At 71.9% G+C, this 16,514-nt stretch carries 16 protein-coding genes and 1 rRNA gene; 4 read left to right on the top strand and 13 right to left on the bottom strand.

Features of this window, described 5'->3' with window-relative positions; all coding sequences use genetic code 11:
- Positions 1 to 6: 6 nt before the first annotated feature.
- From V2J85_RS31965 to V2J85_RS31950, 4 genes are read right to left on the bottom strand one after another with little or no spacing between them, the layout of a single operon-like run.
- Positions 7 to 1,656 (bottom strand): bifunctional uroporphyrinogen-III C-methyltransferase/uroporphyrinogen-III synthase, encoded by a 1,650-nt coding sequence (locus V2J85_RS31965; protein ID WP_261956943.1) that lies wholly within the window; start codon positions 1,654 to 1,656, stop codon positions 7 to 9.
- The gene (gene hemC / locus V2J85_RS31960; RefSeq protein ID WP_330823559.1) at positions 1,653 to 2,681 is read right to left on the bottom strand and encodes a hydroxymethylbilane synthase; all 1,029 of its coding nucleotides are present in this window, start codon (positions 2,679 to 2,681) and stop codon (positions 1,653 to 1,655) included. Before hemC ends, V2J85_RS31965 begins: the two co-directional genes overlap by 4 nt.
- Positions 2,678 to 4,084: a glutamyl-tRNA reductase gene (locus tag V2J85_RS31955; RefSeq protein ID WP_330823558.1), complete on the bottom strand. Its 1,407-nt coding sequence runs from the start codon at positions 4,082 to 4,084 to the stop codon at positions 2,678 to 2,680. Before V2J85_RS31955 ends, hemC begins: the two co-directional genes overlap by 4 nt.
- Positions 4,081 to 4,872, bottom strand: coding sequence for a redox-sensing transcriptional repressor Rex (locus V2J85_RS31950; RefSeq protein WP_261956940.1), 792 nt, complete (start codon positions 4,870 to 4,872; stop codon positions 4,081 to 4,083). Before V2J85_RS31950 ends, V2J85_RS31955 begins: the two co-directional genes overlap by 4 nt.
- Before the next feature lie 343 nt (positions 4,873 to 5,215).
- Between V2J85_RS31950 and V2J85_RS31945 the strand changes: the two genes are divergently transcribed.
- The 4 genes from V2J85_RS31945 (at position 5,216) to V2J85_RS31930 (ending at position 9,263) form a co-directional block, all read left to right on the top strand.
- Positions 5,216 to 5,494: a glutaredoxin family protein gene (locus V2J85_RS31945; protein WP_030804011.1), complete on the top strand. Its 279-nt coding sequence runs from the start codon at positions 5,216 to 5,218 to the stop codon at positions 5,492 to 5,494.
- A gap of 209 nt (positions 5,495 to 5,703) precedes the next feature.
- A complete protein-coding gene (locus V2J85_RS31940; RefSeq protein ID WP_330823583.1) occupies positions 5,704 to 6,654 on the top strand; it encodes an HAD family hydrolase in 951 nt (316 codons plus the stop codon).
- A 330-nt stretch (positions 6,655 to 6,984) separates the two neighbouring features.
- Positions 6,985 to 7,770 carry an ECF subfamily RNA polymerase sigma factor, BldN family gene (locus V2J85_RS31935; protein WP_261956939.1) on the top strand — a complete coding sequence of 262 codons (786 nt, stop codon included), beginning with the start codon at positions 6,985 to 6,987 and terminating at the stop codon, positions 7,768 to 7,770.
- A 281-nt stretch (positions 7,771 to 8,051) separates the two neighbouring features.
- Positions 8,052 to 9,263, top strand: coding sequence for a DUF5667 domain-containing protein (locus tag V2J85_RS31930; protein ID WP_330823557.1), 1,212 nt, complete (start codon positions 8,052 to 8,054; stop codon positions 9,261 to 9,263).
- A 70-nt stretch (positions 9,264 to 9,333) separates the two neighbouring features.
- Here V2J85_RS31930 and V2J85_RS31925 read toward each other — a convergent pair whose 3' ends face one another.
- The 9 genes from V2J85_RS31925 to rrf form a co-directional block, all read right to left on the bottom strand.
- On the bottom strand, positions 9,334 to 10,326 hold the full coding sequence (locus V2J85_RS31925; RefSeq protein ID WP_261956937.1) for a lysophospholipid acyltransferase family protein: 993 nt from the start codon (positions 10,324 to 10,326) through the stop codon (positions 9,334 to 9,336).
- Positions 10,327 to 10,340: 14 nt separating this feature from the next.
- On the bottom strand, positions 10,341 to 11,390 hold the full coding sequence (locus V2J85_RS31920) for an NAD-dependent epimerase/dehydratase family protein (RefSeq protein ID WP_261956936.1): 1,050 nt from the start codon (positions 11,388 to 11,390) through the stop codon (positions 10,341 to 10,343).
- A 200-nt stretch (positions 11,391 to 11,590) separates the two neighbouring features.
- On the bottom strand, positions 11,591 to 11,689 hold the full coding sequence (locus V2J85_RS31915) for a 30S ribosomal protein bS22 (protein ID WP_003948845.1): 99 nt from the start codon (positions 11,687 to 11,689) through the stop codon (positions 11,591 to 11,593).
- 120 nt (positions 11,690 to 11,809) lie between these two features.
- Entirely contained in the window at positions 11,810 to 12,019 is a 210-nt protein-coding gene (locus V2J85_RS31910; protein ID WP_014144137.1) for a helix-turn-helix domain-containing protein, read from the bottom strand.
- Between the two features lie 129 nt (positions 12,020 to 12,148).
- Positions 12,149 to 12,964, bottom strand: a complete 816-nt coding sequence (locus tag V2J85_RS31905; protein WP_261957550.1) for a phosphatase — start codon at positions 12,962 to 12,964, stop codon at positions 12,149 to 12,151.
- A gap of 101 nt (positions 12,965 to 13,065) precedes the next feature.
- Positions 13,066 to 14,241, bottom strand: a complete 1,176-nt coding sequence (locus V2J85_RS31900) for an acetoin utilization protein AcuC (RefSeq protein ID WP_330823556.1) — start codon at positions 14,239 to 14,241, stop codon at positions 13,066 to 13,068.
- Positions 14,210 to 15,514, bottom strand: coding sequence for an MFS transporter (locus tag V2J85_RS31895; RefSeq protein ID WP_330823555.1), 1,305 nt, complete (start codon positions 15,512 to 15,514; stop codon positions 14,210 to 14,212). The genes V2J85_RS31900 and V2J85_RS31895 overlap by 32 nt, the downstream gene beginning before the upstream one ends.
- Positions 15,515 to 15,665: 151 nt before the next feature.
- Positions 15,666 to 16,328 (bottom strand): HAD family hydrolase, encoded by a 663-nt coding sequence (locus tag V2J85_RS31890; RefSeq protein WP_261956933.1) that lies wholly within the window; start codon positions 16,326 to 16,328, stop codon positions 15,666 to 15,668.
- Positions 16,329 to 16,390: 62 nt separating this feature from the next.
- A 5S ribosomal RNA gene (rrf, locus tag V2J85_RS31885) occupies positions 16,391 to 16,507 on the bottom strand.
- Positions 16,508 to 16,514: the final 7 nt, after the last annotated feature.

Raw genomic sequence — 16,514 nt, 5'->3', positions numbered from 1 at the left:
CCGCCGTCAGCTGCGCGCCCGGCGGCGCGAGCCGGGCCGGCGCTCGCTGGGGCGGGTGACCGGGTCGCCGGCCTCGATCGCGGCGTCCCGGCGCGCCGCGCCGAAGTCCGCGAGCGCCTCGGCCAGCTTGTGCACCGAGGGCTCCGGCGACATCACGTCGACCCGCAGCCCGTGCTCCTCGGCCGTCTTGGCGGTGGCCGGGCCGATGCAGGCGATCACGGTCACGTTGTGCGGCTTGCCGGCGATGCCGACGAGGTTCCGCACCGTCGACGAGGACGTGAAGAGCACGGCGTCGAAGCCGCCGCCCTTGATCGCCTCGCGGGTCTCGGCCGGCGGCGGCGAGGCCCGCACGGTCCGGTAGGCGGTGACGTCGTCGACCTCCCAGCCCAGCTCGATCAGGCCGGCCACCAGGGTCTCGGTGGCGATGTCGGCCCGCGGGAGGAAGACCCGGTCGATCGGGTCGAAGACCGGGTCGTACGGCGGCCAGTCCTCCAGCAGACCGGCGGCCGACTGCTCACCCGACGGCACCAGGTCCGGCTTCACGCCGAAGGCGACCAGCGCCTTGGCGGTCTGCTCGCCCACCGCGGCGACCTTGATGCCCGCGAAGGCCCGGGCGTCGAGCCCGTACTCCTCGAACTTCTCTCGGACGGCCTTGACGGCGTTGACCGACGTGAAGGCGATCCACTCGTAGCGGCCGGTGACCAGGCCCTTGACGGCGCGCTCCATCTGCTGCGGGGTGCGCGGCGGTTCGACGGCGATGGTCGGGACCTCGTGCGGCACCGCGCCGTACGAGACGAGCTGGTCGGAGAGCGACGCGGCCTGCTCCTTCGTCCGCGGTACGAGCACCCGCCAGCCGAACAGCGGCTTGGACTCGAACCACGAGAGCTGGGCGCGCTGCGCGGCGGCACTGCGCTCACCGACCACGGCTATGACCGGCTGGCCGCCGTCCGGCGACGGCAGCACCTTGGCGGCCTTGAGCACCTGGGCGACCGACCCGAGGGTGGCGGTCCAGGTGCGCTGGCGGGTGGTGGTGCCGGCGACGGTGACGGTCATCGGGGTGTCGGGCTTGCGGCCCGCGGTGACCAGTTCGCCCGCGGCCGCGGCCACCGCGTCCAGGGTGGTGGAGACGACCGCGGTGGCGTCGCTGGTGCCCAGCTCCGACCAGCAGCGGTCATCGGCGCTGCGGGCGTCGACGAAGCGCACGTCGGTGCCCTCGGCGTCGCGCAGCGGCACACCGGCGTACGCGGGCACGCCGACGGCCGCGGCGATGCCGGGCACGACCTCGAAGACGATGCCCTCGGCGGCGCAGGCCAGCATCTCCTCGGCGACGTTCCCGTCCAGACCGGGGTCGCCGGTGACCGCCCGGACGACCCGCTTGCCCGCCCGGGCGGCCGCCATGACAAGATTGGCGGAGTCCCTAAGGGTGGGGATGTCGGCGGGGATTGACGCCTCGTCAGCTGACGCCTGCAGTGGTGTGTCCACCTGCGCGCGCGCATGCACACGCACGACGTCGAGCACCTGCGGGTCGGCGATCAGTACGTCCGCGGAGGCCAGCGCCTCCACGGCACGCAGCGTCAGCAGACCCGGGTCACCCGGCCCGGCACCCAGGAAGGTGACCTGACCGGAGGTGGAGTGGTTCGGGGCGGTGGGGTTCAAAGTGCTCGCTCCCCCATAAGACCGGCCGCACCCTTGGCGAGCATCTCGACGGCGAGTTCGCGGCCCAGCTGCTGCGGGACTGACGTCTCGTCGGGAGAGGCGGGTACGTGCCCGGTGGTGGACAGTTGCACCAGCGTGCTGCCGTCGGTCGTGCCGACGACACCGCGCAGGTGCAATTCGGTGACAGCCTGCTCGTCGGCCTTGGGGCGTCCCCTGCTCGAACGAAGTCGAGAGCTTGGGGAAAGGTCGGCCAGCGCCCCGACGGGTGCGGAACAGCCGGCCTCCAGGGCGGCGAGCAGGGAACGCTCGGCGGTCACGGCGGCCCGGGTCTCCGGGTCGTCGAGCTCGGCGAGCGTGGCGGCGAGCTCCGCGTTGGCGGCGGCGCACTCGATCGCCAGTGCCCCCTGGCCGGGGGCGGGCAGAACCACGTCGGGCGACAGCAGCTGCGCCGCCTCGTCGATCCGGCCGATGCGGGTGAGGCCGGCCGCGGCCAGCACGACCGCGTCCAGTTCGCCCTTCTCGACGAAACCGATGCGGGTGTCGATGTTCCCGCGTATCGGCACCGTCTCGATGTGCCGGCCCAGCGCGCGGGCCCACGCGTTGAGCTGCGCCATCCGCCGGGGGGAGCCGGTGCCGATGCGGGCGACGCGGTCCGGGTCGGCGGTGAGTTCCTCGAAGGTGAGCCGGTCCCGGGCGATCAGCGCGTCACGGGGGTCTTCCCGTACGGGGATCGCGGCCAGGGTGAGCGACTCGGGCTGCGCGGTGGGCAGGTCCTTGAGCGAGTGGACGGCGAAGTCGATGTCCCCGGCGAGCAGCGCGTCGCGCAGCGCGGAGACGAAGACGCCGGTGCCGCCGATCTGCGCGAGGTGCTCGCGGGAGGTGTCGCCGTACGTGGTGATCTCCACCAGTTCGACGGGGCGGCCGGTGAGCTCGCGCACCGCCTCGGCGACCTGCCCGGACTGGGCCATGGCGAGCGCACTGCGGCGGGTGCCCAGCCGCAGTGGTCTGTTGGTGCTGTCTTTCATGCCCGCTCCCGTGCTTCATGACTGCCGCCGCGGGTATCGGCCCGGCTGACGGCGGCGACAGTCTGGGGGTCGAGATCGAAGAGTTCGCGCAGCGCGTCCGCGTACCCGGCGCCGCCGGGTTCGCTGGCGAGCTGCTTGACCCGCACGGTGGGCGCGTGCAGGAGCTTGTCGACGACGCGGCGCACGGTCTGGGTGATCTCGGCGCGCTGCTTGTCGTCCAGGTCGGGGAGGCGGCCGTCGAGCCGGGCGATCTCGCTCGTGACGACGTCCGCGGCCATGGTGCGCAGGGCGACCACGGTGGGGGTGATGTGCGCGGCCCGCTGGGCGGCGCCGAAGGCGGCGACCTCGTCGGAGACGATGCCGCGGACCTTGTCCACGTCGGCCGCCATCGGGGCGTCGGCGGAGGCGTCGGCCAGCGACTCGATGTCGACGAGGTGGGCGCCCTCGATGCGGTGGACCGCGGCGTCGATGTCGCGCGGCATGGCGAGGTCGAGCAGCGCCAGCGGCGCGGTGCGGCCGGCGCGGGCGGCGGCGACCGTCTCGCCGGTGAGGACCAGCCCGGTCGCGCCGGTACAGGACACCACGATGTCGGCGAGCGCGAGCTCGTCCTCGACGCCGGCCATCGCCACCGCGCGGGCGGTCAGGCCTCCCCCAAGTTCTCGGCTCCGCTCGAACAGGGCGGTACCCCCACGCGCGCCGGGCCCGCCGGGCTCGGTGAGGATGGCCACCAGCCGCTCGGCGCGCTCGACGGTGCGGTTGGCGACCACCAGCTCGCCGATGCCGTTGCGGACGAGGGTGGTGGCGGCCAGCGACGACATCGAGCCGGCGCCGATGACCAGCGCCCGCTTGCCGTGCGCCCAGCCCTCGACGTCCCGGCCGGCCGCGAGCTGCTCCAGGCCGAAGGTGACCAGCGACTGGCCGGCCTTGTCGATGCCGGTCTCGCTGTGGGCGCGCTTGCCGACCCGCAGGGCCTGCTGGAAGAGGTCGTTGAGCAGCCGTCCGGCGGTGTGCTGTTCCTGCGCGACGGCCAGCGCGTCCTTGATCTGCCCGAGGATCTGGCCCTCGCCGACGACCATCGAGTCCAGGCCGCAGGCCACCGAGAAGAGGTGGTGGACGGCGCGGTCCTCGTAGTGGACGTAGAGGTAGGGGGTCAGCTCCTCCAGGCCGACGCCGCTGTGGCGGGCCAGGAGGGTGGACAGCTCGGCGACACCGGCGTGGAACTTGTCCACGTCGGCGTAGAGCTCGATGCGGTTGCAGGTGGACAGCACCGCGGACTCGGTGACCGGCTCGGCCGACACCGCGTCCTGCAGCAGCTTGCCGCGTGCTTCCGGGGCGAGCGCGGCCCGCTCCAGCACGCTCACCGGCGCACTGCGGTGGCTCAGTCCGACGACGAGAAGACTCATGCCGGCATCACGGCGGGCACGTCCCCGTCAGGTCCCTTGCGGTCGGCCGCGGCGGCGGCTTCGGCCGCGGCCGCGACGGCGGCGGCACGGCCGGAGGTGGCCGGGGCGCCGGCCTCGGGGGTTTCCTCGCCGGCCTTGCGCTGCTCGTGGAAGGCGAGGATCTGCAGTTCTATCGACAGGTCGACCTTGCGGACGTCGACCCCGTCGGGGACGGTCAGCACGGTCGGGGCGAAGTTGAGGATCGAGGTGACGCCGGCGGCGACCAGGCGGTCGCAGACCTGCTGGGCGGCGCCGGCCGGCGTGGCGATCACGCCGATCGAGACGCCGTTGCTCTCGATGATGTGCTCCAGCTCGTCGGTGTGCTGGACCGCGATGCCGGCGACCGGCTTGCCGGCCATGGCCGGGTCGGCGTCGATCAGCGCGGCGACGCGGAAGCCGCGGGAGGCGAAGCCGCCGTAGTTGGCGAGGGCGGCGCCGAGGTTACCGATACCGACGATGACAACCGGCCAGTCCTGCGTCAGGCCCAGCTCGCGCGAGATCTGGTAGACGAGGTACTCCACGTCGTAGCCCACGCCGCGGGTTCCGTAGGAGCCGAGGTAGGAGAAGTCCTTGCGCAGCTTGGCGGAGTTGACCCCCGCCGCGGCCGCGAGTTCCTCGGACGAGACCGTGGGCACCGAGCGCTCGGAGAGCGCGGTCAGTGCGCGCAGATACAACGGAAGCCGGGCGACGGTGGCCTCGGGGATGCCTCGGCTTCGGGTCGCCGGTCGGTGAGTTCGGCCAGTTGCCACGGTGCTCCTGCGGGTAGAGCGGGGCTGCGGGCGACCGTATGGAACCCGACCGCCCTGTCTACTGCAGGCTATGTCTTTGTGAACGCGTGCACAAAGATGGTGTCCGCTTTGTCCGGCCAAAGTGATGGGGGTCACGCGCCCTTTCCGGCCCTCCGTGGAACCAACTCCCACGTCACACCGTTCACTCGCGCCGCCCGCGCAACACGGCAGCACCGACGGGGACACGCGCGCGCACTCCTTACCGCTAACCCCCCGGAAACCAACAAATCGCCCACCGATGGTAAGCGAACCCGGCCCGCCCGGCGCCCCTCCCGCTTCCCCGCCGACCCGGCACAATGGCTCCATGGCCCCCTTGTTCAGCCGCAGCCCCCGCAAGCGCCCCGCCGACCGGCTGGTCACCCTCGTCGGCAAGCCCGGCTGCCACCTCTGCGACGACGCCCAGGCGGTGATCGAGAAGGTCTGCGCCGAGACCGGCGCCTCCTGGGAGAAGAAGGACATCACCGAGGACGCCGAACTGCACCGCAAGTACTGGGAGCAGATTCCGGTCGTCCTGATCGACGGCGCCCAGCACGACTTCTGGCGCGTCGACCCGCAGCGGCTGCGGACGGCCCTGGGCGCCTGAGCCGTCCCAGGGGCGGCCGGACCCGCCCGCGAGTCGGCCGTAATGCGACCGTCGACGGCTCCCGGCCCACAGGACACGCGCCCGTAACCGGAAGCACCGAACAAACTGGCTACGCTAGCGCCATGGCCAGCCCCTCGCCCGACCACCACCCCGGCAGGAGTCCCGACGGGACGCGCCTCTCCTCCTCGCCCGCCCGCCGCTCCGGCTGGATGCCCTCCGGGGCGCTCTTCGACCTGGGCTGGATCCCGCGCCGCCGACGCCCCGCCACCGCCCGCAGCGTGCTGGCCGGCGAGGCCGCCGCCGAGGCCGCCCGGAAGACCTCGCAGGAGGCCGAGGAGGCCCAGGCCGCCGAGGAGACCCCGGCCGAACCGGAGTTCCCGGTCGTCGGGGACACCGCGGCCGCCGCCTTCTTCGACCTCGACAACACCGTCATGCAGGGCGCCGCGCTGTTCCACTTCGGCCGCGGCCTGTACAAGCGGCACTTCTTCCACAAGCGCGACCTGGCCCGTTTCGCCTGGCAGCAGGTCTACTTCCGGCTGGCCGGCTCGGAAAACCCCGAGCACATGGCGGACGTCCGCAACAGCGCGCTGTCCATCGTCCAGGGCCACCGCGTCTCCGAGCTGATGTCCATCGGCGAGGAGATCTACGACGAGTACATGGCCGAACGGGTCTGGCCGGGCACCCGCGCGCTGGCCCAGGCGCACCTCGACGCCGGCCAGAAGGTCTGGCTGGTCACCGCCGCCCCGGTGGAGACCGCGACGATCATCGCCCGCCGGCTGGGCCTGACCGGCGCCCTGGGCACCGTCGCCGAGTCCGTCGGCGGGGTCTACACGGGCAAGCTGGTCGGCGAGCCGCTGCACGGCCCGGCCAAGGCCGAGGCGGTCCGCGCGCTGGCCGCCGCCGAGGGCCTGGACCTGTCGCACTGCGCCGCCTACAGCGACTCGGCCAACGACATCCCGATGCTGTCGCTGGTCGGTCACCCGTACGCCATCAACCCCGACAGCCGGCTGCGCAAGCACGCCCGGGAACACGGATGGCGGCTGCGCGACTACCGCACCGGCCGCAAGGCGGCCAAGATCGGCATCCCCGCGGCGGCCGGAGTGGGCGCCCTGGCGGGCGGCGCCGCGGCCGCGGTCGCGCTCCAGCGCCGCCGCCGCTGACCAGCACTGATCGCCCGTCGGCGCGGCGGGCCATCCACACTCCCTACCCCCGCGGGCTCCCGGTCAGTCCCCTTGTCGCGGGACAACCACAACACGCCTTCCAACCAGCCAGATTGCGTTCCCTTCCGATCAATAGTTGCTCAGTATTCGATACTTGATCTGCCACCAACCCGTCACAGACCGTAAGTAATCGATGATTTGAGCAACTGGGTGTAGCGCTGCCTGTACGAAGCGTTATTCTCCTCAGACGCAATCCGGAACCCACACGTCCCTACGACGAGTGAACGGTCCCGCACTGCACGTGATGGAAGCTCTGCCTCTGGGAGTCCCGTGTACCCACACGTCGGGGTTGACGCCTCGGGCCTGGCTACGCTGCGTACGACACTCGTCGACCACCTGCGCAGTTTCGTCCCCACCGCGTACGCCGTCCCCGCATTCGCCTCAGCCGTCCCCACCGCCGGACCCTGCTACGCCCTGGCCGACGGGAGCGCTGCGGTCGGCAAGGCCGCCGGCAGAACCCGCCGCGCCGGCGCCGGCACGACCACCGCCCGGCGCCCCGCCGACAGCGACAGCCGTCGCATGATGGACCTCGTCGAACGCGCCCAGGCCGGCGAGGCCGAGGCCTTCGGCCGCCTCTACGACCAGTACGCCGACACGGTCTACCGCTACATCTACTACCGCGTGGGCGGCCGCGCCACGGCCGAGGACCTCACCAGTGAGACGTTCCTGCGCGCCCTGCGCCGCATCGGCACCTTCACCTGGCAGGGCCGTGATTTCGGCGCCTGGCTGGTGACCATCGCCCGCAACCTCGTCGCCGACCACTTCAAGTCCTCGCGCTTCCGCCTGGAAGTCACCACCGGAGAGATGCTCGACGCCAACGAGGTCGAGCGCAGCCCCGAGGAGTCGGTCCTCGAATCCCTCTCCAACGCCGCCCTCCTGGAGGCGGTACGCAAGCTCAACCCCCAACAGCAGGAATGCGTCACGCTGCGGTTCCTGCAGGGCCTCTCGGTCGCCGAGACCGCCCGCGTCATGGGCAAGAACGAGGGCGCCATCAAGACCCTCCAGTACCGCGCCGTCCGCACCCTCGCGCGCCTCCTCCCCGAAGACGCCCGCTGACCCTCCACCCCCCTCGTTCCGCGCTTCTCCGCGCCGCCGCGCGCCGCACCACGCTCACGCCTGGTGACCGGCCGTGCCCGGTCGGTCAGATCATCGTGAGTGCGTAACCCGAGTGCCGCGCCGCTCGTTGTGCGGAGTGCAGGCTCCATGCGGTCACGCCATGCCCGCTGCCTCTCACTCGATCGAGTGGCCGCGGACATCGGTGTGCAACCGTCCGGTCCGTCTGGATAGTCAAAGCCAGTCCGGGGAGTCGAGCGGGATGATGAGAGGAGGTGCCGCCCGTGATCGCGAATGTCTCGGTGCACCGGCGGGCCAACGCCTTCGCCCAGGCCCTGGAGGAGCAGGTCCTCGAGGGCGCGGCGGCCGAGGAGCAGGTCGACAATCCGGCACAGGCGCCGGGCGAGGCACGGCTGTTGGCGGTCGCCGACGGTCTCGGGAGGCTTCCGCGGCCGGAGATGGCCGCCGAGGTCAAGACTGTCCAGCGCGCCCAGCTCCTCGCCGCGATGGAGTCCGCCTTCGCCGAAGGCGCTCCGTCCGAGGGGGCCAGGGTGCCCGAGCAGCGCGAACACAAGGGCGCACACCGCGCCGACAAACCGGTCGGCCGGCTGCGGCCGCGCTCCCGGCTCTCCAAAGGACTGGCCGCCGGCGGGCTGACCGTCGGCGTCGCGGCCGGAGCCTTCACCGGGGTCGCCGCCGCCAGCTCCGACGCCCTGCCCGGTGACTCCCTCTACGGCCTCAAGCGGGGCATGGAGGACCTCAAGCTCGGCATGGCCGACGACGACTCCGACCGCGGCCGGCTCTACCTCGACCAGGCGTCCACCCGCATGTTCGAGGTGCGCCGCCTGATGGAGCGGGCCCGGGCCGCCGACCTCGACCACGAGTCGCTCGGCGAGGTCCGCCGCGCCCTGTCCGGGGTGAAGCACGACGCGGGCGAGGGCCACCGCCTGCTGCACGCGGCGTACGAGCGGGACGGCTCGCTCGGCCCCATCCAGGCGCTGAACTCCTTCACCCGGTCCCACCGCAGCACGTGGTCGCAGCTGCGCGACAAGCTCCCGGTGCAGCTCACGGACGTCCGCGACGAGGTGAGCTCGGTCTTCGACGCCATAGACCAAGAGGTCGGTCCGCTCCGTTCGCTGCTGCCGCAGGCCCCCGACGGCAAGAACCACCCGCGCAACACCCCGGCCTCCGCGGGCACCGGCTCCGGTCCCGACGGCCACCCGGCCCGCTCGGGCCACGGCTCCGCCACCACGGGCCACTCCGCGGGCCCGCACGCCCCCCGTCCGTCGGCCTCCCCGTCCCAGGAGGACGGTCTGCTCGGCGGCAACACGGGCGGTCTGCTCGACCCGCAGGACAAGGCCGGCAGTCCGTCCCCGCACGACGCCGGTCACGGCGCGGGAGGCCACCCCGGCGGCCATCCCGACGTCACCCTGCCGCCGCTGCTCCCGGGCCTGCTGCCCGGCCTCGGCATCGACGGCCAGGACCTCCCGAAGTAGCGCCACTGCCGCGCCCGGTGCGGCGGCGTTCGATGCCCTTCACGGGACGCGCCGCCGCAGGGCGTCGCCGTCAGAAGAACACCGAACGCCGCTGCACCAGCAGCTTGTAGAGGGTGTGCTGAATCGTTTCGCGCACCTGGTCGGTGAGGTTGAACATCAGCATCGGGTCGTCCGCCGCCTCCGGGGGATAGCCGTCGGTCGGGATCGGCTCGCCGAACTGGATCGTCCACTTCGTCGGCAGCGGCACCGCGCCCAGCGGCCCCAGCCACGGGAACGTCGGCGTGATCGGGAAGTACGGCAGCCCCAGCACCCGCGCCAGGGTCTTGGCGTTCCCGATCATCGGGTAGATCTCCTCGGCGCCCACGATCGAGCACGGCACGATCGGCACCCCGGCCTTCAGCGCCGTCGACACGAAGCCGCCCCGCCCGAAGCGCTGCAGCTTGTAGCGGTCCGCGAAGGGCTTGCCGATGCCCTTGAAGCCCTCCGGCATCACCCCGACGATCTCGCCGCGCTCCAGCAGCCTTTGGGCGTCCTCCGCGCAGGCCAGGGTATGGCCGGCCTTGCGCGCCAGCTCGTTTATCACCGGCAGCACGAACACCAAATCGGCCGCCAGCAGCCGCAGGTGACGCTGCGCCGGGTGGTTGTCGTGCACCGCGACCTGCAGCATCAGGCCGTCCAGCGGCAGCGTCCCGGAGTGGTTGGCGACGACCAGCGCCCCGCCGTCCGCGGGGATGTTCTCGATGCCCTTGACCTCGACCCGGAAGTACTTCTCCGCGAAGGGCCGCAGCAGCGACATCAGGACCTGGTCGGTCAGCTCCTCGTCGTAGCCGAAGTCGTCGACCTCGTAGTCGCCGGTGATCCGGCGGCGCAGGAACGCCAGTCCGCCCGCGATCCGCTCGTCCAGGGAGCGCGGCCGCGGCGGCGGGGGTGCCGCCGGCGGGTGCTCGGTCCGGGCCTCCGGTACGGGCGCCAGCGCCGTACCGCGCCCGCCGCGCCCGGCCCGCCGGGCCTTCCGGCGCGCCCGGGGCTCCTCGCCGAACGGAATGACCTTGGCGTCCGCCATGGTGGGTGACCTCCTCACTGGGCCGGGGTCCGGCGTGCGGTGAGCACGCCGGCGAGCCGGTCGACGGTGCGGGCGAGGGACTCGGGCGGCAGCAGCCCGGGTCCGCGGCTGCGGGCGAATTCCGCGAAGGCCTCCGCCGTCGTGTACTTGGGGTGGAACCCCAGTGTCTCGCGCATCTGCGTCGTCTCGACGACCCTGCCGTGCGTGAGCAGCCGGATCTGTTCCGGCGAGAAGTCCGTGATGCCGACGGACCGCAGCGCGGTGCCGGCCCAGGTCACCGTCGGCAGGAAGAGCGGCAGGGTGGGCCGGCCGAGCCGCCGGGAGGTCTGCGAGAGCAGCAGGACGCCGTCGCCGGCGATGTTGAAGGTGCCGCTGTTGAGCGTGCCCCGGCGCGGCGCGGCGGCGGCGATCCGCAGCACGTCGAGGGCGTCGTCCTCGTGGACGAACTGCAGGCGCGGGTCGTAACCGAGGACGGTGGGGAGCACGGGCAGCGAGAAGTACTCGGCGAGCGGGGAATCCGCGCACGGTCCGAGGATGTTGGCGAACCGCAGGATGCAGACGGCGACGTCGGGCCGGCGCCGGGCGAAGCCGCGGACGTACCCCTCGACCTCGACGATGTCCTTGGCGAAGCCTCCGCTGGGCAGCGACTTCGGGGTGGTGGTCTCGGTGAAGACGGCCGGGTCGCGGGGCGCGGAGCCGTAGACGCTGGTGCTGGACTTGATGACCACGCGCTCGACGTTCGGGGCCTTCTGGCAGGCGCCCAGCAGCTGCATCGTCCCGATGACGTTGGTTTCCTTCACCGAGGTGCGGCCGCCGCGCTTGCCCAACGGCGTCCCGTTGATGTCCATATGGATCACGGTGTCGACGCCGGTTTCGGCCAGGACCCTGGCGATCGCCGGGTGCCGGATGTCGGCCCGGAGGAATTCGGCGCCGCCGAGATGGTGCTCGGGTGCCACGGCGTCGACCCCGATCACCCGGTCGACGTCCGGATCGCGCTGGATCCGGCGGACGAACCTGCCGCCCAGCTGCCGTGCGACTCCCGTGACGAGCACGACCTTGCCCAAGATCAGCCCCACCTTCCCGCCGCGACCTGCGCGTAGCCCAGCTGTGCGGGCAACGCTATCGGGTCGGTGTTGCGCAGTGATGACCACGGGATGCCCACGACGACATTTCCGTCCCACCACCGTCCATACGGCCCACAACGCGCCGCAGCCCCCGACCGCACCAAGGCGATGGGGGGCTGCGAAATCGCGATCAGCGTCGCTTACTTCTTGTTACGACGCTGAACACGGGTGCGCTTGAGCAGCTTGCGGTGCTTCTTCTTGGCCATCCGCTTGCGCCGCTTCTTGATAACAGAGCCCACGACTACCCTCGCTCACTTCGAATCACTCGGTGCGGGGCGTCCGAGCCCACACTACCTACATCGGGCCAGCCTACCCGGCGCCGGGCGAACGGCGTAATCCGAGGGTCGGCGAGGTGTCCGTCAGGCCGATTCCACCCCCACGTAGGACTCCCGGAGATAGTCGTGGACCGCCTGCTCCGGAACCCGGAACGACCTCCCCACCCGAATCGCGGGCAGATGACCGCTGTGCACCAAGCGGTACACGGTCATCTTGGACACTCGCATCACCGTGGCAACTTCCGCCACCGTAAGGAACACGACCTCGTTCAGAGGCCTCTGGTCAGCAGCCATGAACACACCTGCACCTTCCGCATAAGACGGTCACCGGCTTCCCCTCCGGTGACTCTTCGTCGCTATGCGCTCACTCCCCAGATTAGGGGCGGGTGATGCGAGTGGGGAAGAGGAGCAGCGAACAGCCGCCTAATATGACAGACCAACACGATCCAGGACATAGCGCATGAGCGGCCGATAGGACGCGGCCGGGACGGCGTCGTCGAGCGGGACCACCTCCGACAGCCGCCCCTCGGCCTGTCCGACGAACGGAGCCGGGTCGTCCGAATCCGCCAGCGCGATCGCCTCAATGCCCAGCTGACCTGCCCCGCAGGCCCATCCGTGGTCCCCGATCACCAGCCCCGGAAGCGGCCCTCCGGCGTCCGCGGCGGCCGCCAGAACGGTCCGTACCGGCAGCGGGGAATGGGTGTGTACGCCCCCCGCCCCGGACGCGCCCCGCACGCCGGTCTCTCGCAACATCGCGACTCCCCGTACGTAGCCCAGGGCCCGGGTACGTACGCCGAACCGGGTCGCTATGTCGACACGGACGCCATACGCCGGGGTGAGGACGGGGCAGCCCGCCGCCGAGAGGGCGTCTGCGAGGCCGGCGTAGAACTCCAGTAGCGCCTGCGGGTGTCCGGTGCCGAGCAGCACCGGCTCCGCCCGGCCCGCGGCGAGACCGATCCGGTCGGCGAACCGGTCGAGCGCCGCGATCGTACGATCCGGATCGATCATGTCCGGGCCGGAAGTGTGCGTGGGATCGACCGAAACCCCGCACTTCCGCCCCATCAGTCGCAGGAGTGCGCTGAGCGGCCACTCCCGCTCGGGGTCCAGCCCCAGCAGCACCCGGGGATCGCGCGCCGCGAAGAGCCGGTAGCGCCCCAGGCTCTGCTCCCGGGTCGTCGCGATCGTCCCCGCCAGCCGCGCCCCGATCAGATGCGCCCGCAGCTCCCCGGTGGCCAACACGCCGTCCATGCTCACCCGTTGGCCGGCCGGTCGATGCCCCAACCGACGGGTAGTCACACATCCGGGCGCATGCGCCCACCGTCCCGTTCCGCCGGCCTCCGCTACGGCAGCAGACCGTGCGCCGGGAACACCGCCCGCCGGGTGGCCAGCACCGCCTGGTCCAGCCGGTCGGCCGGGTCGTAACCGTCGTCGAGGAAGTCCCGCCACCCCGGCGTCCGGCCGTCCGTCATCCGCTGCGGCGCCAACTGGCGCGTCCGCCGGAAGACTTCGTGCCGCCAGGACTCCGGCACCGGGGTGGTCGGCTCGATCGGCTGCCCGGCCGCGATCGCCGTCAGATGCGTCCAGCTGCGCGGCACCACGTCCACCACCGCATAGCCGCCGCCCCCGAGCGCGACCCACCGCCCGTCCGCGTGCTCGTGCGCCAGCGAGTGACAGGATTCGGCCACCGCCCGCTGGGCGTCCAGGCTCACCGCGAGGTGCGCCAGCGGGTCCTCGAAGTGCGTGTCGGCGCCGTGCTGGGTCACCAGCACCTGCGGACGGAACGCGCCCAGCAGCTCCGGCACCACCGCATGGAAGGCCCGCAGCCAGCCCTCGTCCCCGGTCCCGGCGGGCAGCGCCACGTTCACCGCGCTGCCGGCCGCGCCCTCCCCACCGGTCTCCTCCGGCCAGCCGGTCTGCGGGAACAGCGTCCGCGGATGCTCGTGCAGCGAGATCGTCAGGACCCGCGGATCGTCCCAGAACGCCGCCTGCACCCCGTCACCGTGGTGGACGTCCACATCGACGTACGCGATCCGCTCGGCGCCCAGCTCCAGCAGGCGGGCGATCGCCAGCGACGCGTCGTTGTAGATGCAGAAACCGGCCGCGCCGCCCGGCATCGCGTGGTGCAGCCCGCCGGTGAAGTTGACGGCGTGCGTCGCGTCGCCGCGCCAGACGGCCTCCGCCGCCCCGACCGACTGCCCGGCGATCAGCGCGGACACCTCGTGCATCCCCACGAACGCCGGATCGTCGGCCGTCCCCAGCCCGTACGCGAGGTCCGCGGCCGCCGGATCCGCCGATGCCCGGCGGACCGCCTCGATGTAGTCCTGGCGGTGCACCAGCCGCAGCGTGGAGTCCCCGGCCGGCTTGGCCGCGACGACCTCCAACGGCCCGCGGTCCAGCTCGAACGCCTCGACCAGACGCATGGTCAGCGCGAGCCTGACCGGGTCCATCGGGTGCCCGGGCCCGAAGTTGTAGCCCGTTACTGCCTCATCCCACATCAGCTGTGCGCGGCCGCTCATGCCTGTCACCGTATCCGGCCCTCGGCGCACCGAACGAGCGGGCATACACGAGCGTCACCAGGACCAGCGCCATCGGCACCAGCATCGCCCCCCGATAGCTCCAGGCGTCGCCCAGCGCCCCCACCAACGGAGAACCGATCAGAAAGCCCACGTAATTGAAGATGTTCAGCCGCGCGATGGCCATGTCCGAAGCCCCGGCACCCCGGCTGTCGTACGCGTACCGCCCGGCCGCCGCGAACGTCTGCGGCACGATCACACACAGCCCCAGCCCCAGCAGCGTGAACCCCGCCATGCCCGCCCAGGCCCCCGGCGCCGCGGCCACCACCGCGAAGCCGGCCGCCGCCACCACCGTCCCGCACCGCACCACCGCGACCGCCCCGAAGCGCCGCACCCCCAGGTCCCCCACCGCCCGCCCGAGCAGCGTGGTGACCATGTAGACGTTGTACGGAACCGTGGCGAGCTGCTCGGAACTCCCCAGGACGTCCTGCAGATACTTGGCGCTCCAGTTGGAGACCGTCGAGTCGCCTATATAGGCGAACGCCATCACCAGACACAGCGGCAGCAGCAGCCGCATCGCGACGGGCGCGACCAGCGCGGCGGGGGCGGCCGGAGCGACGGGGGCGGAGGGGATGCCGGGAGCGGAGGGTGCTCCGGCAGCGGCCTCCGCCGGCTGAACGGGCCCGGGCCCGGCCACGTCCCGCTGGTCCACGAACCATCGGCCCACGACCACCGCCAGCGGCACCAGCACCGCCACCACCGGCCCGTACAGCAGGCCCAGCGACAGCTTCCAGTGCGCCCCCGCCCAGGCCAGCGACGCCCCCACGATGCCGCCCAGGCTGTACGCGGCGTGGAAACCGAGCATGATGCTCCGCCCGTACGCCCGCTGCAGGCTCACCCCGAGCATGTTCATCGACGCGTCCAGCGCTCCCACCGCCAGCCCGAACACCGCCAGCGCCACGGCCACCTGCGCCATCGACCCGACCGACCCGACGGCCAGCAGCGCCAGACACACCACCGGCTGTACGCACCGCAGCACCCGGCTCGGCCGCACCCGCTTCACCAGCTGCTCGGTGACCACACTGCCGACGCCTGCCAGCACCGGCACCGCCGCCAGGAACGCCGGCAGCAGCCCGTCCGAAATCCCGTACCGGTCCTGGATCGCCGGTATGCGCGTCACGAGGAGGGCGAAGACCGCACCCTGGACGAAGAAGCTGAGGGCGAGCGAGACCCGGCCGTGCCGCAGCTGCGCTCCCGGTACCAGAGGGGCCGTCATGGCCGCTCAGCGTAGAACTCCCGGCTACCGCTGGGTAGATGGATCACACCACCAATTCCGACCTCCGCCCGACGGGTGACACCCCATCCCCCCGTGCCCCCCGTCGCCCCTCAGCCCGAGACGTCAGGCCCCGCCCTCGCCCCCCACTCCCTCAGGGGCGCCGGCGTACCAGCAGGTCCGGCAGCTCGGTCATCCGGCCGAAGAGCGCGGTCGCGCCGGCCTCCGCCAGCTTCGCCCCCGGCGTCATCGCCGTGAAACCGAAGACGTCCATCCCGGCCGCAACCGCCGCCTGGACCCCCAGCGGGCTGTCCTCGACCACCGCACACCGCTCGGGCGCCACGCCCATCTCACGCGCCGCATGCAGAAAGAGATCCGGCGCCGGCTTCCCCCGCCCCACATCCTGCGAGGAGAAGACCCGCTCCGGCTCGAACCACCGGTCCAGCCCCGTCGTGCGGTGCCCCACCCGGATCCGCTCATGACTCCCGGACGAGCCGACGCAGTACGGAATGCCGTCCGCGGCCAACTTCTCCACGATGTCCGTCACCCCCGGCACCGGCTGCAGCTCCCGCTCGAAAGCCGCGAAGACCCGCTCGTGAAAAACCTCGTCGAAGTCCCCCGGCAGCCGCCGCCCGGTCCGCTCCAGGACGATTTCGTGAACGCGGTGCATCGCCGAGCCCATGTAGTCGCGTATCGATTCCTCGTACGACGTCGGGTGCCCGAGCTCGGTGAGATAGCCGGCCAGGATCGTGTTGGACAGGGGCTCGCTATCGACGAGCACCCCGTCGTTGTCAAAGATGACCAGGTCATAGCGCATGCTTCTGACCCTAAACGCAGAAAAGCCCCGCACCATACGGTGCGGGGCTTCCCACAAAGATTGTTCGGCGGCGTCCTACTCTCCCACAGGGTCCCCCCTGCAGTACCATCGGCGCTGAAAGGCTTAGCTTCCGGGTTCGGAATGTAACCGGGCGTTTCCCTAACGCTATGACCACCGAAACACTAT

The organism is Streptomyces bugieae (genome assembly GCF_036352915.1).
In the GTDB taxonomy this organism is placed as follows: Bacteria; Actinomycetota; Actinomycetes; order Streptomycetales; family Streptomycetaceae; genus Streptomyces; species Streptomyces endophytica.
Note: the sequence above shows the minus strand (reverse complement) of the source record. Positions and strands in the feature narration are given on the sequence as shown.